This window comes from Paenibacillus sp. JT31N11, assembly GCF_056269285.1.
Window position 1 is genome coordinate 16,353 of the sequence record NZ_JBWDNQ010000018.1, and the last position, 21,160, is coordinate 37,512.

Below are 21,160 nucleotides of genomic sequence, written 5' to 3' on the forward strand. Positions count from 1 at the left end.
ATTTAGGGGGCAACTACTTATGAACGACAAAATGGAAGAGCCAAGTAATGGCTTGGAACCTCGCGACCACACGGATCGACGCGTGCGCGCCGATACACAACGAAACATAAATACGTTGCTCCAGTCCGCAATGACGGTGTTCTCGACCTCAGGTGTTGACGCTCCAGTACGGGAGATTGCGGAGAAGGCCCGCCTCGGCGTCGGCACCGTTTACCGCCATTTTCCAAAGCGCTCGGACCTGATCGTTGCCGTCTTCCGTCAAGAGGTTGATGCTTGCGCAGATGCTGCAGAGGCTTTAGCAGCCAAGTATGAACCCGATGAGGCACTAGCGCGATGGATGCAGCATTACGTGGACTTCATCGCGACTAAACGCGGACTAGTGGCGGCTCTACATTCAGGCAACCCGGCATACGAGACCTTGCCTGCCTACTTCGAGAAGCGACTAAATCCCGCGCTGAGAATCTTGCTTGAAACGGCGACGTCTGCCGGTGAGGTGTGCGCTGACGTCGAGCCAGACGATTTGCTGATAGCTGCCGCGAGCCTCTGTACGACGGTCCACAAAGGTGATCCAGTACATGCGAGGCGTATGGTTGCTCTGCTCGTAGATGGGTTACGCTACCGCGCGAGCCCGTCAGCAAAGACGCCCTCCTAGAGCTTTTCGCTCCAATGCAATTTGGACCAGTCATCTCGGGCAATCCACAATGACCTTATTTGAGCCACTGCCACCAGTTGAAATCGGAATCGTAATTTAGTAAGCGCTTCCGCTTGTGATAATATGTAAGTGAGGTGGGGATAATGAAGAATAACAATATACAGAGAGGCTGAGTGAATGGCGGAACGATGGATAGGAAGTGTTGTTGATGCTGGCTTGGTTACATTCAGCATATGGATGACAGCTCGTATGATTAAGCTAATTAAGGAAGAACTGAAGAAAGGGCCTCTCTAATGCGAGTGGTCTTTTTTTGTAGTACTCAGGGGCTCGTCATCGATTATTTTGATTAAATCCGTCCAATATGCTTTGGGAGTCATTTGCGGGACCGGAAGTTTCATTATTAAGTATTTTCCGTTAAATGACGTTTTATTCATTAACGTAAATAGACCGAACACCCCAATGAGGTTCAGTCTAGAAACAACCGTTAAGTATCACCACCTTCCGTATTAATTCAATGTTACTGATTACTGCGAATAAAACATTTGTGAAAAGGAGATATCACTACCACTCCTTCGGTAGGAGGGTTGATAAGTTAACGCTGATCGTATCATTTTGGAAAAGAAAGTAACTCGTTTGATCGCTATACCCTGGAGGGTGAAGAGCGAGAGCTCTTCACCTAAAAGTTATAGAAAACCGCTGGTGGTTATACTACGGTTTTTTAATTTGTTTTTTTCCTATTTCATCATCTTTGCTATCGATATAAAAAGAAAAAAGCTCCGGTGAGGGTGCTACTATCGTTTGTATCGAAGCAATATTAGCCCACGTTTTTTATGTTCACCGATGCGCCTTTCTATATCATACAAGTGGTTGTTGAATTAAGGTAGCGAAATTAAACTGATGTACATGGCCATCATTAAGTGTAGTCATTCCTTTTACAAAATGTACATGCTTACCGTTGCCAACAGGAATTGCACGTCCAGTCCTAATCTTTTTGAGATTATGAAAGTGGTTAAAGAAATCAGTATGCGTTAGATCTATTTCATGAATATGACTGTTACCTACTGGGATTACTTGACCTGTAACACCTGCAAATCGATGATTATGTCTATCTGAACCTTGCTCTGCTAATTTGGTACTCCCTTCAAATTCATGAACATGCGTCTGTTTTCTTTTTGCTGTTATTGGTTTTTTCATAAGAAACACTCCTCTCCCGAAAAGTAACTCATATTATAGTATTTGATCAGGAAGGAAATGTGTTAGACCAATGTCTTTATGTGTTAGATGTCCCATGCTTCACAGACAAATAAATACCAGTTATCATCCAATTATGTAAGCAATTGAATATGTACTTTTTTAGAGACGTTTTTCTTGTAAATAAGATACTCTGGCTTCCAATTCAAACCAAGAGTCTTTGATATATTTTTTTGCCTCTTCTTCGTTAACTGAAAAATATGTGAAGTTTTCTGGAACCCTACTGGGATCGAGAATCGTGATTTAGCGATAAACCGCGATTTGTGTTCGTCAACTTTACCATTGAATTCATAAGGGGTTTTACCAAATATCATGCCCCGGATCATGTAATCCGACATCAATCCACCTCCATCAATATCGCATTCGACACCAAAAGAGGAATAACCTCTTCAAAGGTCGAATGAGATTTTTAGGAGGTTGATAAAATGTTGGAGCCAGGCTACCACCTTCAGACCGAATTAGATTTTAAGAAAGCAAAGCTAAGCAGAAAACCAGTGATGGTTAAATATGAAGATGGTGAGATTGCCGACTATGGCGGTTCGATTGAGACAAATACCTCAATATCCATCAAAATAAACGGCATATATTACGTAAAAAGCGTATGCTACTTTTACATACGCTGAACCTTATTCCATATTCAGCCTGCCCTCGATCTCACGAATCTTGAACCATTCCCCGTCAATTATAATGCGGCCACCGCGCTGATCCACACATTCGATAACGCCTATCACCTGTCGCTGCTCCCAAGGATCAAACAGTTTCAGTCCAATAAGGGTCTTTTGTTCGAGCGATTCACAAATCTCCTGTGAGATTAGCTGCAGTTCTTGCTCATCCAACTCATTCCGCTCTGGCCGGCGCTTTAGATCACGCTGATGCTCATTGATCCGCAACTTATGTTCAGGCAGCATCATCCGACTTCCCTCCCACAACCAGTTTCCACCTGGGGTTAGTTTCTTCGTGTTATCCATATCATTCACCCACCACCCTAAAATGTAGTGATGTTGTTATATACCGAACACCAGTTCTTATTCCATGGATATTTTTCACTTTAAATGAAACTGCTAACTCTTAGCATGTCTGCTTTCTGCCAGTCCGTTTGCGGCTTCGTTTAACTTGAAAATGAGCGCCCTTTAAGGACTCTCAAAAGTAATTTTATTTACGGGATTCAAGACCCGTACTCTCGCCACACCCTTGACGACTAGCGTCTAAGGCATTAAATCCTTTTCGTGAAGGAGATGAATTAAAGACGGCAAAGGCGTCTGACCTCAGAAGTCAGCGTAGAGTTACCACCAAGCCACATCGAATGACATCGCTAAGTGTTTGTTCTTTGCTGTATCCATGCTTGACGGTGACGAGCAGATAAAGGTCATTGGGCTGATGGCAAAGAAAGGGTTTGTCAAAGTCTCCTGAATAGATGAATTAGTAGTTCATTTTGGCTACTCAATATGAGTGATTTACGATAAATGACTTTTATTCAGAAGTTCACGATAATAAAGCGTTTATTAACATAAAAATAGACTGAACCCCAGTGAAAAGGTTCAGTCTAAAAACAATCCGTCCGATATGCTTTGGGAGTCATTTGCGGGACCGGAAGTTTCGTTATTAAGTTAAGTATTTTCCGTTAAATGACGTTTTATTCATTAACGTAAATAGACCGAACCCCCGGATGAGGTTCAGTCTAAAAAACAACCGTTAAGTTAGCTCCTGACGAGGTAACGGAAGTTTCGTTATTAAGTATTTTCCGTTGGATGACGTTTTATTCAAGTCAATTTTCGTTGATTCACAGTTTCCACTCTTGCCCCCCTTACCTGCCAACGTTTTGGTTGACGTTGTGACATAAGAGGTTTTTAACGTCCTCTATTAAAAGGAAAAATTTATGATGAAAGGTTTAGGTGTTTCAAAATGGCAAAGAATAACCCGTTACCCGCGTTCCAGAAACGGTGTGCTGAAATACTAGCCACCAACGATATTTACCGAATGATCGTTGAAATGATTGCTGATGAACTCGGCATTAGTACCCGAACGCTTTACCGTTGGAAGCAGGAACCCGCGTTGATCCGGAATTAGAACGAAATAGCTGAATCAGTAATGGAAGACTTCCTTTCTGAAACGTATAACTGCGTAACATCGTTCGTAGCGGCTCTAGCGATGGCTCTAGGCTAAGGCTTAAAGAACAGGGGCAAGCTTACTGACGTTCATTAACTAACCGTTGAATAACGTTCTATCACGTATATTCACGTTGGTTAACGTACCATCACTTAATAATCACTTACCTGTTGTTTTGTCTGATTGGTGGGATGTTACATAGGCATATATTGGCTCACCCTTGATATTGTGTTTGTTTAGTTACTTTTTGAAATGCTTCTTCAACGTCAATCTTTCCGAACGACAAAGCCTTTACCACGCAGTTATCTGTTCTTGTACAACGTTCAATAAGAAGTTATAGTCCTACGCTTCGCTTCGGAGTGCCTTCGCTTCGCTCGTCACCAAAGTTGGACATTCTATTTGCCATTGGATTATACCAACGATATAGCAGGTTCATTAGGTTTGAGGGGGAGCGGTTTTTCTCCCCTGAAGGCGAAGCCCAATAGTTTCGAGTTCGTAAATGTAGGGGTACTTCTGGGACTTGAAAGAAATGCGGGTGCGCGTGAGCCCGAAATCCAATTAGTTTTTATTTCAAAAAAATACTTCCGCTTCCTTTTGGATATTATCCGACAGGGGGCTTTATTATTTTTTCTTCGAAATAATGCCGGTAAATGGACTTGCCCAGGTCAACGCGATAAAGCGGAAGTGCCAGCCATAAGCAAGGAGCGCGGTTCTTAGTGTTTGAACGGACGGGGAGGGGATTAAAGCGATTAACAAGCCTTGTATTTCGTCAATCACACAAGGCGTTTCAGGGCCTTAACGAAAGGTGAGACTATTGGACCCGCTCGATAAGCAGATACGTTACGTAAACGAAGCACGATAGCATGATGCCGAAGGGCTGCCGCGCGGCAGCCCTTCGCTACGCTGACAGGCAGGATAATGAGGAACTGGAAGCTATGTTTGACGATTTGTCCGTGAGATTAAAAGCATGTATAACGAGCATGCGGATCTTGAGAAAGAGGTTGTCTTGGATAATCCTTACCCTGGAATTTTGAACACCAGATATTCAGCATTTATTATTCAAGTTGTGAATCATGGTACGTACCAACGAGATAATCTGTCTGCTATGTGAGAAGTCGAAGTCAAATCAATTTGTGGGCGGGGTTGTGATAGGCCGGTCATCCGGGAGGCCAGTATATGACGGTTAAGCCACAAGTACTTAGACATATGCTCGACTAAAGTCGTGTTTCGTTGTTAGCCCTTAGTCCGTTGATGGCCTGCGGTCCATCAGTTATGATAATGTTTAAGGATTGTAAAAATATGGATAGGGGGAATAAATAATAATGGGTATTCAACAGCCTTCCCGTTTCATACCCTTTCGTCGCCGGTTGCTTGCTTTGTCAATTGCCACAGTTCTGTGCATTGTTCCGATTACGCAAGCTTCAGTTGCCGCAGAGGCAGGACCTCCTGGTCCGACAGACCCTAAGGAAGTTCAAACGTTTGCAGACTCGTTCTTCAGCCGCCCGGAGGTAATGGAGAAGCTGACCGGGGCCTTGTTTGTTGTCGTAAAGGACGACAAGGTGCTGCTTAATAAAGGGTATGGTTATGCTGATCTGGAGAAGAAGCTACCCGTCGATCCGGATAAGACTATGTTCCGCATGGCCTCGGTCTCCAAGGTATTCACGGCAACCGGCATCATGCAGCTTGTCGAGGAAGGTAAGGTCGACTTAAACGCGGATATCGGCACGTATACGGGAGATATCCAAATCGCCAACCAGACGGGTTCTCCTCTTACCGTTGAACATTTGCTTACGCATACAACCGGCTTTGACTATTCGGATTTTCCAGAAGTGGGAACACCTGACCTTAAGACATTATTCCCACTGGAACAATATATCAAGCAATTCCAGCCCACCGTTATCCGCAAGCCAGGATCGTCTTATAAGTACGACAACATGGCCGCGGCGTTGCAGGGCTATATCGTGCAGCAGGTATCGGGCATGCCATTCGCGCAGTACATGAAGGAGCGAATATTGACACCGCTTGGCATGGAGAACAGCGACTTTCTACTGACGCCGCAGATCAACGCTAATCTTGCGAAAGGTTATAACCCGAAGCATGAACCCTATCCGATGTACGCGAATATGCCGACGGAGGCGCCCGAAGGTGGATTATACTCGACTGGTAGTGATATGGCGAATTTCATGCTGGCCCATCTCAATGGTGGTCAACTCGGCAGCAATCGCATCTTGAACAATGACACTTTGGTACTAATGCAGCAAGTTCATGCCGGTATTCATGAAGAGCTGCCGAATATGATGTACGGGTTTGAGTCTTTTTTCCAAGACCACCATAACGGGCAATACCTCATTGGCAAAGCAGGTGATATGCCAGGGCATCATACATGGATGTGGCTACTGCCGGAGCATAAGGTCGGCGGTTTGATCATTGTCAATGACGACGCCTTCGATTACATGCCTTTGTTTGTGTCTTTCATGGACCATTATTATCCGATGAAAGACGATCAGCGAGAGGAAATAGCTTTAACCAAAGAACAGCTGTCCCGGTTTGAGGGAACTTTCCGCGACCTCCGAATCCCGCTGTGGACCACTCAAGTGAGTGCAGGAGACGGTTTCCTGACGATCCAGGATCCCTATGGATCTCATAAACTGAAGCCGATCGGAGACCTTCTCTTCCAGGACGATACCAGCAAGCTTGCAGCCTTCAAGGAAGATAATACTGGGTTAATCTCCTATTTCTACTATAACAAGCCTGACAGCTGGTCCGAGATGCTGCCGGAGCCAGAGCGCTTCACCGATGTGCCGGTCAGTCACCCTTATGCAGCTGAGATTGATTATTTACACAAGCTGCAGACGCTGCAAGATATCGCAGGAGGCAAAACATTCGAACCTTCGAAGCCGATTAACCGTGCTGAATTTATCGCCGCTTTTATTCGTATGACCGGACTTGGAGTTTCGAAGAATCCGGTCATGTTCCCCGATGCGGTCCAAGACCCATATGCGAGCTTTATTCAGACTGCCACTGAATTGGGTGTGGTGACAGGAATGCCGGAACACCTTTTCGAACCTAATCGGCCGATCACCAGACAGGAAGCAGCTTCTCTCATTTGGCGGATCACGCAGGGACAGTTCGGTACACCACCGAAGCAGGCAAAGCTTAGTGATAATCCTGCTCCATGGGCGAAGGAGGGGGTCCACTACGTGGTAGCCACCAGTATGTATGGACCGGAAACAGTTACCGATACTGCAGGTGCAATCGATTACGATTCGGAAAAACCGATGCTTCGGCAGGAGGCCGCCGCGCTGCTCGCTAAATTCTCGAAAAATTTGCTCGGCATGTAAGATGAAAAGCCGTATATCTTCACTGTGAATTCCAGTGAAAGCTGTACGGCTTGATTTATTAATCTTAGTTTGCAAAACGTTGCAGACGCTTAGGGACCTGAATGGATTTTGCAGACTTAGTTTCGGGAAGTTTAGCCGCTACTATCGCCGTTAGCTGATATTGGTCTAGAATCCTGAGTCTGAATGAGCTGTAACAGCTCTTTGTGTCTAACCATTTATCCAACAAATTCATCTGTTTGATTGGAGGGAAAATGGATATAGTAACACAAGACTCTATAATCAAAGGAGGTCATTGGATGACTGACACACATGAATTTGTGGAAAAATTACATGAGACTCAGAAGAAAGATCAGCAGAATAAGAAGCGTCAAGGCGGAGGGGATCCCGGCGGAAAGCTGCCTCATAATCAGCATCCGGGAAACAGAAATAAGTAAGAATAATGCAGAACGCTTAGACTTATAAATCTAAGCGTTTTTTGTCCCTATGTTGCAATGTATTTGGTTTTAGAGCCTTTTTATAGTACTTCATAATGAAAACGGTAGTCAATGCCATGATTGTGGCCGATGACGGTCTTGTTAAAGGACCAGAGGACACACTTAATCTGTTAATCGCGAATCCGTTCCGTTATATGGGAGAGCCGGTCTACCTGAATAGCTATGGCTTCGACTAATCGCTGTTCTATGACGATAACGGCTGGAAGTACATCGCAACTGGCTGCTGTCGGAAATTACGATCCATGATTCGAACGCCCGAATCCTTTAAAAAAGGCTCTTAAAGTAAAAACGGGGTTCTTTTAATTTAAGCACGGAACCTGTAAGACATAAGAAACCGCTTTAATGGCGTTCCACATACATGATTATTTCGAAGAAAGGAGTATTGATATGACCCGATAGAAACTATAGAAAGCCAAGGAGACTACGATTCGTCGCGGCAACAGCTTGAGCAAACAAAAACTGCGATCGAACCTCGGGCTATTGGCTCTCGATGTCGCCGTCATTACATCGATTCGTAACGATGAGCGGGGACATAACATGATGTTCCGCCAAAACCAGGACCTTACGGGTCAGCCCGTAACAGGTGTGAGCAATATCGTGTCTACGACAATCACGTCTTATCCGGACGGATTGCAGCAGGTGCTCATGGGAGAACTAGGTGCCGTCGAGCGATACCGTCAAATCTGGTTCGGCCTTCCGAGCGGTATTTATAAAGACACGGTGTTCGGTATTATTTTGGACGAATTTGAAGCATGCCACCAAATATAACTATCTAATAGAAAAATATTTCCGTAAATCCTAAACACCTGATGTATGATGAAGCCGGCGCGGTTTGCTGGTTTTCAAGGCTTAATAAAAGACATTTGGAAGAAGGACTGAAGCGGCAGCTCCTTCTTTAGCTTCTTCGCAAAACCCAGGAATTGTATGGCGATGCCGCAGGTGCGACACCTAATGTTTTTTTATTCACTGACACTCCATTCACCGCAAGCAGTGCTCCATACCAAGGCACCACCCGAAGGAGCACCATAATGGTGGCTAGAGCAAGGAAGGTTCCCAGTACCGCGCCATGCTGACCAAGCGGAACAAAAATATATATCGTCATCAACGGCGCAAGCGCTTGACCGAAGTTACCCCCAACCTGATAAATCGACTGAGCAAGTCCGCGCCGTTCCCCTGCAGCGAAGAATACAACGCGAGATCCTTCCGGATGGAACACTGCCGAGCCGAAACCGACGAACACAACGGCAAGCAGCAGCACCCAGAAGCTTGGGGCAAAGGCCAGTCCAACCATAACGACCAGACTGCATGCCATCCCGACGGGCAGGCATCCATGGAGCAGGTTTTTTGTCCGATAAAATTCCTACCGCAGGCTGCAGCACGGAAGACGTCATATTAAGGGTGAAAGCAATCCAGCCGATCTGGCCGAATTTTAATCCAAGTGAATCCTCAAAAATCGGGAACAATGCGGACACAACGGATTGCATCGCATCATTAAACAGATGGACAGAGCTGATGGCAAAAAGAATCGAGTAGACCGTTCCTAGCTTAACGGCTGGAGAGAGTTTCGCTGAATTGCTAACAAACATGACCAATTCCTTCTTTCCTTTCCAAGCTTACTTGGCAGCACCCAAACGAATGCATCCCGGGCTTGGCACTTCGAGTATGATTGAATAAGTCCAGTCTCACTGAAAATAACACAGTATTGCCTGTCCTTTAATTCGCAACCAGTAGCTGGCTGCCATCCGGCAGCACTAGGAAGTTGCGCGGGTATCCCCTCATATTTACCACTTCTCCTCGCTTCGGAATAACTTCTGCTTCCATAATAAGCGAGTTATAATGATAAGCATAATATATGTTTTTATTTTATAGGTTTGATTTTGGCAGGGAAGGGGAAGGTTGCTTTGTTAAATCTGCATGCCTTACGATTGTTTCATACGATTGCCTCGGTGGAAACGTGACCAAGGATTCTGAACTGTTGAATATTAGCCAGCAGGCCATTAAGGCGAAAATCATTAATGCAGCTCCTTGCTCATTAAAGAAACGGGTAACGATAGCTTGATAAAAACAATTGACGAGGGAGCTGCCGCGGCATTTGTAATTAGAATGAAATTTGGTTTTCATCTGGCGTTAATGAATCGAGCCTATAATAGAACTCGACCCCCTTTAAAATAAAAAAAAGACCTACATCAACGAGAATGAAGTGCACCCCTTAGAATAGACATTGGAAAAACCCCCTGGTTATTCCGATGAATTCTAAGGGGTGCATTTTTATGGCGATTAAAGGACAAAAGTATCCATACTATCCAGAATCGGTGAAGCGTGAAGCGATTCGATTGCATGTGGAGGAAAAGTGGTCGTACCGAGAGATCACGGAACACTTGGGAATTCATGATAAGGATCGAATAAAAAAATGGATGAGGAAGTATCGTGAGGAAGTCGAGCGTCTTTTTGAGGATCGCAGAGGTAATCCATTTCGGGAGACAACCGAAGAATATCGGTATGTGAAGCGGTTTGAGATGGAGATTACTGTGCTAAAAAAGTGGTTAGCCATCTTGAATCAGGAGGTGTGCAAGAGAAGCGGTAGGTCGTCGAGGCTTTAAAGGGGCCGTATACGGTCAAGCAGTTGTGTGACTATCTACAGCTTTCACGGAGCGGCTATTATCAATATTTGAAGAGACAAAGCGACGACCGCGACAAGGGACTGAAAGCGCGCATCCAAGCGATTTATGTGAAGCGAGAGAAAAAATACGGTTATCGACGTATCCAGGGAGAGCTTGAGCGTGAAGGCTGGAAGGTCAATCACAAGAATGTGCTGCGTTTGATGCAAGCGATGGGAATCCGATCGATTATACACCGTAAACGCAAATCGAAGCCACAGGGAGATGGCTCAGTTCCTCGGGTAGCTGAAAATCTACTGCAGCGTGATTTTACAGCGGCATCACCTGACCAAAAGTGGGTGACCGACATCACGCAATATGCAGTCGGAGATACGTGGTTGTACCTATCGGCTATAGCGTACCACATGAGTACCCGCAACGATACGACGCTTGTTTTAGAAACCTTTAAACAAGCATTTGTACATAAAGAAGACGTGACTGGTTTGATCGTTCACAGCGATCAGGGATGCCAGTACACGTCTCGTGCGTACCACGACATGCTGCCACAGGTTGGCGCCCAAATCAGCATGTCTCGCCGCGGCAATTGTTTTGACAATGCCGCTATGGAGAGCTTCTTCTCGCATCTCAAAGCGGAAGCGCTCTATCCCTATGACATACGAACCATGGTCGAAGCACAAAGAAGAATTGAGGCGTTCATTCGTTTTTATAACGAAGAACGGATTCAATTAAAATTAAACAAACTGACGCCGGTAGAGTACCGACGCCAGCTCATAGCCTAGGGCTTTTTTCATTGTCTACAAATTTGGGGCTTGACCAGAACGAGATGTGGGTCTTTTTCTGCTTTCTGCAGATCATCACAAAATAAGAGATTTACACATAAGTACAAAAAGAGACACTGCCAAATTGGGAGGGGCCAATTGGATTGTCCTAACTTAATATATGAAAAAAATTGATCTTTGATCTAGACTGACGAACTGTCATTTAGCAATATAGCTTAATAAAAACGAACAGCCGCTTCACCTGCAAGCTGTCTATTTTGCAATCAAGTATATTTTTGTCCATTATTCAAGTAAGTTCTTGTCGCTGCACACAGAACGACTGGTTCAGTAGTTTCTGCTCTGATTCAATAACTATGTTAAAATCTGAACATTAATTCGATATATAACTATATACTAGCAGGCGATTGTTAAAGTTGAGTAGCAGAAAAGAGACTTCGTATCAGACGCCGAAGTAATCTTGAATGGCACCATTGGCCAGATTGGGGAGATGAAATGCAAACTCGAACATTTTTCGCAAACAAATGCTACATTGGGAAAGTCATTATTCATGAGAAGTTATACGTAACCTACGGACCTGATAGCCATCATTTCTTAGAATTGTTAGGTATTTCGTCTTTGACTAATGTAAGAAAAGACATAGAGAAAATATCTAAGGAAATGGAAATACCGGTATTGACCGTTTTGACCGTTCAAAATTTAAGAGGGGGCTGTCTGATTTAGAAAAGCCCCGCAAAGTTCGGTCGCGAATTCTATGAGTCATGACAAAGGAAAGTGAGGTGAGATCGCAATGAACGCCCCTATTCAGGACTTTGATCGATGGTTAAATGAAAATGGAGTTGTTCAATATGTCCATTAACCATCTCTGGGCACAGTTTCGGGCGTCCAGTTTTAGCAAATTCGCTTTTTTTCAAAAGTTGATTGTGACATTCTTATTTCTCGCTACGAATACGTACCGTTCGATGGAATGATTTCGGAATTGGAAAGGGAATAGGATGTGGCGTGCATGATACAGCCTGGAATCCCTTCCATCGAGCGTGTCCTGGCATATAAAACAGCATTGGAAGTGTAGCCACACTTCCGAAAAATGCTTGTTAGGGGTTCCCCCTATGACCCCGAAATTATTTAGGGCTGCGCCCTAAAACCCCTGAAAAAAGTAGGTGATGCCATTGGATAAAAAACGATACAGAGATAAAGAAATAAAGAGTTTTTCGTTACTCATAAGGAATTGGAGATGATTGATAAAAAGGCAGAAGTCGCGGAGTTAGATCGAAGCAAATACCTTTACCTTGACTTCTTATATGCCAAATTCAAAAATTAATTATGAAGCAATTTGGGTTAAAACCGAGGAAAAACCTGCAATCGGTTTAAAGGTTAAGGTAGAATTTGAAGGTTTGATTGAAACGTCTGATCCTGCTCAAGGTACTCCGAAAGAAATCAAAATTATTAACGAAAGCACTGACTTTACAAATTCGTCGCTTACTCAAGACCAAGTAATCGCAAATGCACTTAACAACAACCCAACCATGAGTGTTCCCACAATAAGTTGGTGGAATATTTATCAAATGAAAAGAAATGGAACGTGCTTGTTTTTGATGCAAAATCAGCTCAATCCGAAATAAATTTAGTTGTTAAAGAGTAAATAGTAATATACCTATAACTTCGCATACCAAATGTTCCGAGAAAATAAAGTTATAGACTGGATATATGGAATTCATGCGAATTTTCAAAATACAAAACCTTAGACTCCTTAAAATAAAACTGCCACCAATAACGAAACAGCAGCTGTCAATGAACGTGAAAATGTAGTCCTAGACTGCCACTGTGGGTCTGTCAATAATACCAGATTCTCCTTCCCCACTATCTGAACAAAGATGGCAGTAAATGCAGATCTAAACAACCTGCCAGTTCACGAGAGATGTTGCTGAGTGGTGTCCTCATAAGAGTAGTAGTCGGCTACGAGGTATTAGACAATAGCAGACAGGAGATCTGGGGCATAGACATCCATGAGGGTGCCATATTAGACAGGTCTAAAAAGATTTGAATAAAAAAGTTAAGAGCCGTAAAGTTGGTCCGGCTTTCCACAGAAGGCGCCTAGCGTTTCGGGTTGCGCCCGGAGGGCTGTCCTTCATTGGCGGATTTTAAAATTTCATCTATTCGTATACGCTTGAAGGGTGCAAATTCATTCTTCGCTTTACGCCAAGCACCCTGCGTACCCCAACTTGGTCAAAAACTAAAAAACGTGGGCATTTAAGAGCAAAGTGAATCTCCATAGAGGGAAATTAGTTCAACAGTAAAAAGTGAGGTATTATTATTTGGAAAAGAACTAATGAGTGTGGTGAATTGACAAAGGGCCCGATTGTGACCTGATCTGAGAACGCTTTTGTACAAATTGGCGCAAGCCATTTACCAAACGAAGAAAGGGCAGGGATCGTTGATGGATATCGGATTTATCGACTGCATCTGGAATTTTTCCACCGATCCGTCGGAACGGGATAACACAGAAGGACTATTTCAGTCCCATTCCCATGAGTCTGCCGAGATTACTCTCCTGATGCACGGTCAAGGCTATTATGCATCCGGAGAGCAGAATATGGAGGTCGTGCCGTGTGATCTCTTGCTTATTCCGTCGGATCTGAAACACAGTTATGTCTGCATTAAAGCATGGGAAGGCTACTCATTGCACATCTATGATCAGTACATTCCGCCATACTGCCAATACCTCATGTCACATGCATTTTCCCAGCGTCCCGGACCGATCCTGAAGGCGGCGCTGAATCCCTCCGCGATGGAGCGGGCGTTAACGGCCATGCGGCAGATTGAAGAAGAGTGCAGACGGGAGAAGCAAACCGATTATTCGTATGATCTGTTCCGCAATGCATTGGAGTCGCTCCTGCTTGCTTACCACACCGAAATCGAAGAGTCACAACCCACCGAGTCAAATGGTGACAATCCGGAAGAAGAGATGATTCAGGATGCGCTTAAGGAGATTCACCAAAACTACCACACGTCGCTCAAAGTATCGGATCTTGCTGCGAACCACTATTTGTCCGAGAGCATTTTTCGTAAAAAGTTTACGGACCGCTTCGGTGTTTCGCCTAAGCAGTACATCATTTCTCTGAGGATTGATCAGGCCAAGCGTCTGCTGGAAACCTCTCGCAAGCACGTTGAATTTATCGCTTCGGAAGTCGGCTTCAGCTCCTCCAGCCGCTTCCATGATCTCTTCATTAAGCATGTGGGCATGACTCCGATGGAATGGAGGAGGAGCGCAAGTCCGTGAGAAGACCTTCCTTACCTTGCCTGTGAAGGACCTTATAAACCCATTGAAAGCCTCGATACAGAGGCTTTTTGTGCTGACGTAGAATTCTGTAATTGATAAGATGCGAACCGGTATTTGCTGGTTCATGTACTTGAATATAAACCACTGCATTTGGTAAATATTATATTTTTTTTCGACCGTCGAAAACGCAGAGATTTCTGTCTTTTTCGGCGTTCTTATGTAAGCGTTTTTATGAACATGGCATTCATTTCGGCCGCTATAATGGGGAGATTCCACAAGCGATTCAGTTAGGGGAAGATAATCAAGATGGGAGGACCTTCATGAACCTCTGGAGTAGACGAAAAAGATTATTAGCAATGTGCTTATCCGCCGTGCTGGGAGCCTCGGTAATGCTCTCCGGATGCGGGACCTCCGCTCCGGGACTGGTAGATCGTCTGAATGCAGGTGATGTCAAAGATCTGCAACAGCCCATTCCAGCCGAGCAAATTAAGTATGACAAGGGCAAGATTTTTCATGGTTTGGGCGGTTGGCCCAAACCGCCGCTGTATCAGGGCAACCCATTCGGGTCCGGCGGCATCGGGGACACGAACAACCGTTACATGTACGAAGGCCTCTTTTTTTTCATCCGGTCCATGAACAATGTGTACAATCTGCTGGCGGAATCCAGTGAGGATGGCGATGGGACGACGACCGTCCATTTGCATCACAACGTAAAATGGCATGACGGTGCTCCTTTCACCAGCAAGGATGTTTGGGCTTATTACCGGTTGAATAACGGGGCTGAAGTTACGAAGTATTTAACCTCCATCGAGATACCAGACGACTATACGGTCATTTTTCATTGGATGAACCCGGCGCCGTATCCTGAGCTGAGAAAGCTCCTCCTTGCACAGGATCTTCAGGGCCAAATACCTTACCACATTTACAAGAAATACGTGGATAAGGCCGATGCATTGTTGAAAGAAGCGAAACCGCTTACAGACAAATCTAAGGATGGCCCGTTTAACCTCGATATTACGGATGAACTCAGTAAAAAAATCGCATTGAATTGGAATGAATTTACCCGCTCCGGCCCGAAAATCCCAGTGGGGACCGGACCTTACAAGTTTGAAAAAGTAACAACAACGGATATGCTGCTGGATAAGTTTGAGGACTACTGGAGACCGGATGCGTTCAACTACGACAAAATATGGCTTAAAAACGTGCCGGAGCTATCCGCTCAATATGCGCTGATTAAAGCAGGCAAGCTCGACTGGTATGACGGGACTCCGCCCAAGGATATTCTCGAGTCATTGCTTAAGCAGAATAAGGATTTACTTCACTATCAGATGTTTGATCCGGCGAGTGTCGGGCTCATGTACAACATCCGCAACAAACCGTTTGAAAACGTCAAGTTCCGGCAGGCGCTAACGTACGTGTTGGATAAGAGCAAGCTGAGAGAGATCGGGAATTATTACGGTCAGGAGTACCCGAAAATCTCAATGACAGGCATTATGCCTTCTTCCCTGACGAAGGAAGTGGACGCTTCCGTACTCGATAAGATGACGGATTATACGCACAATCCGGAAAAGGCTACAGCTCTCCTGACGGAAATCGGTTGGGAAAAGGGAAATGACGGTTTGTGGCACGACCCGGAGGGCATGGTTCCTTCCTTCATCATCGGGGCGCCCAACAACTGGGCTCCCGGCGTGAATTCAGCGCAGATTGCCGCAGAGCAGCTAACCAAATTCGGTATTCCGACCAAGCTTAAAGCCGTGGACAGTACGATTTTTTTCTCCAATGCAGATAAAGGGCAGTATGACATGTCCATGGACTGGGTAGACGTATCATGGGGCTTCCAGAATCCTTGGAGTTCGATGCGGGTGCTGTTCTGGCAAGGAACAAAGACGAAGGTCGGGTTCCCTAACGTCAAGAAAAAGGATGCGGAAGGGAATGAAGTGGATACCGGCAAGCTCGATCTCAAAGTAAAGGGGATCGACGGCAAAGTCTATGATATCGACAAAGAAATGAAACGCTACCCTTACGTGCAGGACGAAAAAGAACGCCGGCAAATGATCGATAATTTGGCCTGGATCGCCAATGAGAACTGCTGGGGAGTGAATTTCTTCCAAAACACTACAGGGGCTTGGATTAATACGAAAACGATGGCAGGCAATTACCCCATGATGGATGAGATTGTCAAATACAACCGGGATATGCCTCTGGCTACAGATCCGGAAGATCAGCTGGCTATCACCCATTTGAATCATGGTTTTAACTCGACTTATATGCCGCAGGAAAACTGGCCCCGCTAATACCGAAGTCATAATGTTATCCTAATGGAGGTGATAGGAAATGAGCCTAAAAGGGATCTTTAAACGAATTGGCGTCTCCTTGATAACGGTTTGTCTGGCGATGCTGCTCACCTTTGTCCTGCTACGGATGACTCCGGGCAGTGCCATCGATTCATGGGCACGGGATTATGCCCAACAGCGGGGGATGAGTCTGGATGAAGCTTACCGTCAGATTACCGCGATGATTAACTATAATCCAAATGAGCCGATCTTCGCCCAGTTGGGACGTTACTTGGGTGGACTGCTGCACGGAAATCTGGGCATGTCGATGATTTATCAAAATGTATCGGTCCATGAAATCATTGCCAATGCGCTGCCGTGGACGTTATTTGTGCTCAGCGTGTCGCTGGTCATCAGCTTTTTGATCGGGATTAATTTGGGGGCGATGATGGCCTTCAAGCGCAAAACGATCCTGGATCCGATTATTTCCATCTATGCCATTCTGACTTCTTCGGTGCCTAATTTCATTGTGGGCATTCTGTTGCTCGTCATTTTTGCCTTCCAGTTTGGCTGGTTCCCTGTGAACGGGGCTTATGACCCGATCGTTGAACCGGGATTTAACTTGCCCTTTATCCTGAATGTGTTATATCACGGCGCACTGCCGATCCTCACCTATGTAATTACAACGATCGGCACATGGGCGCTGACCATGAAGGGAAGCGCGTTGAACGTGCTTGGTGAAGATTACATTGTTGCCGCGAGCATACGGGGAGTGTCCGAAAGAACGCTCATGAGCCAATATGTAAAACGCAACGCCATGCTGCCGCTGATTACGACGCTGGCTGTCAATTTCGGTTTCATGCTGGGCGGTTCTCCGTTGATCGAGAACGTCTTCAGCTACCCCGGCATGGGATACTATATCGGACAGGCGACGCAGCAGCGTGACTACACTTTGATGCAGGGCCTTCTGCTCGTGACCAGTGTGGCGGTCATTCTAGCGAACCTGGCCTCGGATCTGATTTACGCTAAATTGGATCCGCGCGTCAAGCTGGAGGAGGGATAAGCATGAGCCAAGGCTTTATCGACTTTTGGCAGACGATGTACCGCAACAAGAAAGCGTTTTCCGGTTTGATTATATTGGCCATCTTTATTTTCATGGCGATCTTTGGGCCGGTGCTGGCGAGTCTGGACATGACTGTTAACTTCGAAGGGAGATATGAAAGTCCTTCCTTCAGCCACTTGCTGGGAACCGATTATGGCGGGCGGGATACGTTCCTGCAGCTGGTCTATGGTTCCCGGGACGTCTTGTCCATCGGCCTGTTCGCGGCATTGTTCACGCTGCTCCTAGGTTTTGTCATAGGCGCTGTGGCTGGTTTTGCCGGGGGTAAAACGGATACGGTGCTCATGTTCATCACGAACCTGTTTCTCACCGTTCCGAGCTTTCCGGTCCTGATGATTATTGCGGCGCTCGTACAGATCAAGAACCCGGTGATGTTCTCGTTTATTCTGGCAGCCTGGTCATGGGCACCGCTCGCCAGAGCGATTCGTTCCCAACTGCTTTCGCTTAAAAACAGGGAGTTTATCATCGCATGCCGCATTATGGGCCTCAAGACGCCTTATATTCTGTTCCGCGAGATTCTGCCGAACTTGACGCCGTATTTGGCCATCAACTTCATCATGGCAGCTCAAGGAGCGATTGTCGCCAGCGTTGGTCTCATGATGCTCGGTCTGGCTCCTTACTCGCCTACCAACTGGGGCATGATGATCCAGCTGGCGGTACAAAACACCGGAGGCATCTTTAATCCCAAGGGGTATATCTATCTGATTTCGCCGATTATGTGCCTCGGTTTGTTTCAAATGGCCTGTATTTTCTTCAGCAACGGTCTGGAGGAGGCGCTGAATCCAAGGCTCAGATCATGACATGAGGTCATGAAATTTCGGTATGAAAAAGGAGTGATACGATGAAACCATTGGTGGAAGTAAGGGGGCTGACCATCGAGTTCCCCATGCGGGCCGGCCTTCTCCGGGCAGTGAACGAAGCCGATTTTGTCATCCCGGAAGGACAAATCACGGCACTCGTCGGTGAGAGCGGGAGCGGCAAATCGACGATGGCCTCAGCCATTATGCGGGCGATATCGGTCCCTGGGCGCGTGGGAGGGGGCTCCATTCATTTTGACGGACGTGATGTGATGAGCCTCAGCAAAAAAGAACTGCAGTCCTACAAGTGGGAGCAAGCAGCGATGGTGTTTCAGGCAGCGCAAAATGCGCTCAACCCTGTTATGCGGATCAAAGATCAGATGATCGAGACATTCCGAGCTCACTCCAAGTCAATGACGGAGAAGCAGATGGTGGATAAAGCACGCAGGCTTCTCGACTACGTCAGACTGGAGCCGGACCGGGTGCTGAACGCATTTCCCCATGAGCTGTCGGGAGGGATGAAACAGCGGGTTATGATCGCTTTCAGTTTGCTGCTCGATCCGCAGCTTGTCATTCTTGATGAACCGACTACGGCGCTGGATGTCATTACGCAGGCTTACATTTTCGATATTCTGAAAAAGATTCATAAGGATATGAACATCACGATGCTTCTGCTCACCCATGATATCGGCGTGGTCGCCAAGGTTGCCGACCGCGTGGGCGTCATGTATGCGGGCAATGTGGTGGAAGCGGGCAACGTGTATGATATGTTCAAACGTCCCAAGCATCCATATACCGTCAAATTGATTAAAGCAGTCCCCAGTCTATACGAGGATCTTACGGAGCGTAAAGGAATACCCGGATCTCCGCCGGATCTCTTGAACATGCCGCCCGGATGTCCATTCGAGCCGCGCTGCGAGTATGCTCACGCCAAGTGCAGAGAGAGCACTCCAGACAAGATTTATTCACCGACCGGACATGAAGTGGCTTGTCATTTATATCCCAATCCCGATTCGATCTCGGAGGTGCGTACGTCATGAATGCCAGAAATTTGGATTTCGAGCGCGATCCCAGACAGCGCATCCGCGAAGCAGCCCGTCCGGTCAACCTGGAAGTGCTGATGCGGCTGGATAACGTAAGCATGTATTATGAACGCAGCCAAGGGATATTTGCCGCTCCGGAGAAGGTGGGGGCGGTCGTAAATGTCAGTCTTGATATTCATCCCGGTGAAATTATAGCCCTGGTGGGCGAGAGCGGGTGCGGCAAGACGACGCTTGGCAATATAATGACGGGGCTGCTCAAGCCAACCTCCGGTAAACTTCTGTACAAAGGAGAAGACGTCGTCAAGCTGAGCGGGGATAAAATGACCGACTTCCGCGGCGGTGTGCAGCTGGTGCAGCAGGATTCCTACGCAGCGCTCAACCCGATGCGCACCATCTATCAGTCCTTGGCATCTCCCATACTCCAGCGGAAAATCGTCAAGGGCCGGAAAGCGGCTCGTGCCCGTGTTATCGAATTGCTGCAAACCGTGGGCTTGACCCCTCCGGAACGCTTTTTGGATAAATATCCTCATCAGTTATCTGGTGGTCAACGCCAGCGGATTCTGATGGCCCGGGCTATTTCACTGAATCCCAAAATTATTGTAGCCGATGAACCGGTATCCATGATTGACGTATCCCTGCGAATCTCCATATTGAATTTGATGGCCGAACTCAACCGCAAGCTGGATATCGCGATCATCTATATCACGCATGATCTGGCTACAGCCCGCTATATTGCAGGCAGAGGACGGATGGCCGTCATGTATCTCGGACGCGTGATGGAGCTAGGCAGTGTCAATGAAGTGCTGAGTCAACCCAAGCATCCTTATTTGCAAGCTCTGCTCTCGGCGGTACCAACGCCAGATCCCGAGATCGCCAGGGCGATGGAGGAGCTGCCGCTGCGAAGTCTGGAGATGCCCAGTTCGGCCCGTCCTCCATCGGGCTGCCGCTTCCACCCGCGGTGTCCGATGGCAACCGACAAGTGTTCGTCCGAAGAGCCTCAACTGCGTATGGTCGGTTCCGAAGAGGCGGCTTGTCACTATGCGGAGGAGGCGCATGATCACTGGCAGCGTAAAATGGCCGATATCGGCGTCATCAAGAGCACATGATGAGTGACCTCCGAGCCTTATCCAGAATTGTGCTTTCAATGTCGCTCGTCTTGTTGTTTCTGTGCTTTGTCTCGCTGACTGCAGTCCAACCGGGGACGGGTCCCTATGTGGTGGTCGTTATGTCCGTTTGGATTAATGGGTGCCTCTCTGGCTGTATTATCTTATTATCGCTTTGGCGCCGCATACGCGAAACGAAGCGCCTCAAGCTGGAAGAGATGGAAGGGCAGGAGCAGCAATATTTGAAATGATTAACCCTGTTAATCAAGAGGGGGAGAACGGTGTATAACCGCTAGCCCAGGCGTG

Annotated in this window: 19 protein-coding genes and 1 pseudogene; 17 read left to right on the forward strand and 3 right to left on the reverse strand. The window is 46.5% G+C overall.

From position 1 onward, the window contains the following. The first annotated feature begins 19 nt into the window (after positions 1 to 19). Positions 20 to 652, forward strand: a complete 633-nt coding sequence (locus tag AC0YNV_RS34730) for a TetR/AcrR family transcriptional regulator (RefSeq protein ID WP_475772118.1) — start codon at positions 20 to 22, stop codon at positions 650 to 652. An 855-nt stretch (positions 653 to 1,507) separates the two neighbouring features. On the opposite strand, the gene AC0YNV_RS34735 is transcribed toward AC0YNV_RS34730, so the two are convergent. Further along, on the reverse strand, positions 1,508 to 1,846 hold the full coding sequence (locus AC0YNV_RS34735) for a YmaF family protein (protein ID WP_475772119.1): 339 nt from the start codon (positions 1,844 to 1,846) through the stop codon (positions 1,508 to 1,510). A 482-nt stretch (positions 1,847 to 2,328) separates the two neighbouring features. Between AC0YNV_RS34735 and AC0YNV_RS34740 the strand changes: the two genes are divergently transcribed. Then, positions 2,329 to 2,526: a hypothetical protein gene (locus tag AC0YNV_RS34740; RefSeq protein ID WP_475772120.1), complete on the forward strand. Its 198-nt coding sequence runs from the start codon at positions 2,329 to 2,331 to the stop codon at positions 2,524 to 2,526. 3 nt (positions 2,527 to 2,529) lie between these two features. Here AC0YNV_RS34740 and AC0YNV_RS34745 read toward each other — a convergent pair whose 3' ends face one another. After that, positions 2,530 to 2,814: a YolD-like family protein gene (locus AC0YNV_RS34745; RefSeq protein ID WP_475772121.1), complete on the reverse strand. Its 285-nt coding sequence runs from the start codon at positions 2,812 to 2,814 to the stop codon at positions 2,530 to 2,532. Positions 2,815 to 3,805: 991 nt separating this feature from the next. On the opposite strand from AC0YNV_RS34745, the gene AC0YNV_RS34750 reads away from it, so the two are divergent. From AC0YNV_RS34750 to AC0YNV_RS34775, 6 genes are all read left to right on the forward strand, one after another. Beyond that, complete coding sequence (locus tag AC0YNV_RS34750) at positions 3,806 to 3,970, forward strand: phBC6A51 family helix-turn-helix protein (RefSeq protein ID WP_475772122.1); 165 nt, start codon at positions 3,806 to 3,808, stop codon at positions 3,968 to 3,970. A gap of 444 nt (positions 3,971 to 4,414) precedes the next feature. Continuing rightward, the gene (locus tag AC0YNV_RS34755; protein ID WP_475772123.1) at positions 4,415 to 4,726 is read left to right on the forward strand and encodes a hypothetical protein; all 312 of its coding nucleotides are present in this window, start codon (positions 4,415 to 4,417) and stop codon (positions 4,724 to 4,726) included. Positions 4,727 to 5,331: 605 nt separating this feature from the next. Beyond that, on the forward strand, positions 5,332 to 7,350 hold the full coding sequence (locus AC0YNV_RS34760; protein WP_475772124.1) for a serine hydrolase: 2,019 nt from the start codon (positions 5,332 to 5,334) through the stop codon (positions 7,348 to 7,350). 296 nt (positions 7,351 to 7,646) lie between these two features. Further along, the gene (locus tag AC0YNV_RS34765; protein ID WP_475772125.1) at positions 7,647 to 7,784 is read left to right on the forward strand and encodes a DUF4023 domain-containing protein; all 138 of its coding nucleotides are present in this window, start codon (positions 7,647 to 7,649) and stop codon (positions 7,782 to 7,784) included. 95 nt (positions 7,785 to 7,879) lie between these two features. Then, positions 7,880 to 8,020 (forward strand): hypothetical protein, encoded by a 141-nt coding sequence (locus tag AC0YNV_RS34770; protein ID WP_475772126.1) that lies wholly within the window; start codon positions 7,880 to 7,882, stop codon positions 8,018 to 8,020. Between the two features lie 268 nt (positions 8,021 to 8,288). Continuing rightward, a complete protein-coding gene (locus AC0YNV_RS34775; RefSeq protein ID WP_475772127.1) occupies positions 8,289 to 8,612 on the forward strand; it encodes a ferritin-like domain-containing protein in 324 nt (107 codons plus the stop codon). A 217-nt stretch (positions 8,613 to 8,829) separates the two neighbouring features. On the opposite strand, the pseudogene AC0YNV_RS34780 reads toward AC0YNV_RS34775, so the two are convergent. Continuing rightward, positions 8,830 to 9,430: pseudogene (locus tag AC0YNV_RS34780) on the reverse strand (MFS transporter); the annotation flags it as partial. Between the two features lie 684 nt (positions 9,431 to 10,114). Here AC0YNV_RS34780 and AC0YNV_RS34785 point away from each other — a divergent pair. The 9 genes from AC0YNV_RS34785 (at position 10,115) to AC0YNV_RS34825 (ending at position 20,857) form a co-directional block, all read left to right on the forward strand. Further along, a complete protein-coding gene (locus AC0YNV_RS34785; RefSeq protein ID WP_475772128.1) occupies positions 10,115 to 10,444 on the forward strand; it encodes a transposase in 330 nt (109 codons plus the stop codon). 23 nt (positions 10,445 to 10,467) lie between these two features. Beyond that, positions 10,468 to 11,241 carry an IS3 family transposase gene (locus AC0YNV_RS34790; RefSeq protein ID WP_475772129.1) on the forward strand — a complete coding sequence of 258 codons (774 nt, stop codon included), beginning with the start codon at positions 10,468 to 10,470 and terminating at the stop codon, positions 11,239 to 11,241. Between the two features lie 1,286 nt (positions 11,242 to 12,527). Further along, complete coding sequence (locus tag AC0YNV_RS34795) at positions 12,528 to 12,860, forward strand: DUF3221 domain-containing protein (protein ID WP_475772130.1); 333 nt, start codon at positions 12,528 to 12,530, stop codon at positions 12,858 to 12,860. Between the two features lie 815 nt (positions 12,861 to 13,675). Next, positions 13,676 to 14,518: a helix-turn-helix domain-containing protein gene (locus tag AC0YNV_RS34800; RefSeq protein WP_475772131.1), complete on the forward strand. Its 843-nt coding sequence runs from the start codon at positions 13,676 to 13,678 to the stop codon at positions 14,516 to 14,518. A gap of 320 nt (positions 14,519 to 14,838) precedes the next feature. Next, entirely contained in the window at positions 14,839 to 16,812 is a 1,974-nt protein-coding gene (locus AC0YNV_RS34805) for an ABC transporter substrate-binding protein (protein ID WP_475772132.1), read from the forward strand. Between the two features lie 40 nt (positions 16,813 to 16,852). After that, on the forward strand, positions 16,853 to 17,854 hold the full coding sequence (locus AC0YNV_RS34810) for an ABC transporter permease (protein WP_475772133.1): 1,002 nt from the start codon (positions 16,853 to 16,855) through the stop codon (positions 17,852 to 17,854). Between the two features lie 2 nt (positions 17,855 to 17,856). Then, entirely contained in the window at positions 17,857 to 18,711 is an 855-nt protein-coding gene (locus AC0YNV_RS34815; protein WP_475772134.1) for an ABC transporter permease, read from the forward strand. A gap of 41 nt (positions 18,712 to 18,752) precedes the next feature. Further along, entirely contained in the window at positions 18,753 to 19,748 is a 996-nt protein-coding gene (locus AC0YNV_RS34820; RefSeq protein WP_475772135.1) for an ABC transporter ATP-binding protein, read from the forward strand. Next, complete coding sequence (locus tag AC0YNV_RS34825; RefSeq protein WP_475772136.1) at positions 19,745 to 20,857, forward strand: oligopeptide/dipeptide ABC transporter ATP-binding protein; 1,113 nt, start codon at positions 19,745 to 19,747, stop codon at positions 20,855 to 20,857. The genes AC0YNV_RS34820 and AC0YNV_RS34825 overlap by 4 nt, the downstream gene beginning before the upstream one ends. Positions 20,858 to 21,160: the final 303 nt, after the last annotated feature.

Coding starts and splice junctions, on each gene's coding strand:
- AC0YNV_RS34730 (WP_475772118.1), top strand. CDS start 20: ATGAACGACAAAATGGAAGAGCCAAGTAATGGCTTGGAACCTCGCGAC.
- AC0YNV_RS34735 (WP_475772119.1), bottom strand. CDS start 1,846: ATGAAAAAACCAATAACAGCAAAAAGAAAACAGACGCATGTTCATGAA.
- AC0YNV_RS34740 (WP_475772120.1), top strand. CDS start 2,329: ATGTTGGAGCCAGGCTACCACCTTCAGACCGAATTAGATTTTAAGAAA.
- AC0YNV_RS34745 (WP_475772121.1), bottom strand. CDS start 2,814: ATGATGCTGCCTGAACATAAGTTGCGGATCAATGAGCATCAGCGTGAT.
- AC0YNV_RS34750 (WP_475772122.1), top strand. CDS start 3,806: ATGGCAAAGAATAACCCGTTACCCGCGTTCCAGAAACGGTGTGCTGAA.
- AC0YNV_RS34760 (WP_475772124.1), top strand. CDS start 5,332: ATGGGTATTCAACAGCCTTCCCGTTTCATACCCTTTCGTCGCCGGTTG.
- AC0YNV_RS34765 (WP_475772125.1), top strand. CDS start 7,647: ATGACTGACACACATGAATTTGTGGAAAAATTACATGAGACTCAGAAG.
- AC0YNV_RS34770 (WP_475772126.1), top strand. CDS start 7,880: ATGAAAACGGTAGTCAATGCCATGATTGTGGCCGATGACGGTCTTGTT.
- AC0YNV_RS34785 (WP_475772128.1), top strand. CDS start 10,115: ATGGCGATTAAAGGACAAAAGTATCCATACTATCCAGAATCGGTGAAG.
- AC0YNV_RS34800 (WP_475772131.1), top strand. CDS start 13,676: ATGGATATCGGATTTATCGACTGCATCTGGAATTTTTCCACCGATCCG.
- AC0YNV_RS34805 (WP_475772132.1), top strand. CDS start 14,839: ATGAACCTCTGGAGTAGACGAAAAAGATTATTAGCAATGTGCTTATCC.
- AC0YNV_RS34810 (WP_475772133.1), top strand. CDS start 16,853: ATGAGCCTAAAAGGGATCTTTAAACGAATTGGCGTCTCCTTGATAACG.
- AC0YNV_RS34815 (WP_475772134.1), top strand. CDS start 17,857: ATGAGCCAAGGCTTTATCGACTTTTGGCAGACGATGTACCGCAACAAG.
- AC0YNV_RS34820 (WP_475772135.1), top strand. CDS start 18,753: ATGAAACCATTGGTGGAAGTAAGGGGGCTGACCATCGAGTTCCCCATG.
- AC0YNV_RS34825 (WP_475772136.1), top strand. CDS start 19,745: ATGAATGCCAGAAATTTGGATTTCGAGCGCGATCCCAGACAGCGCATC.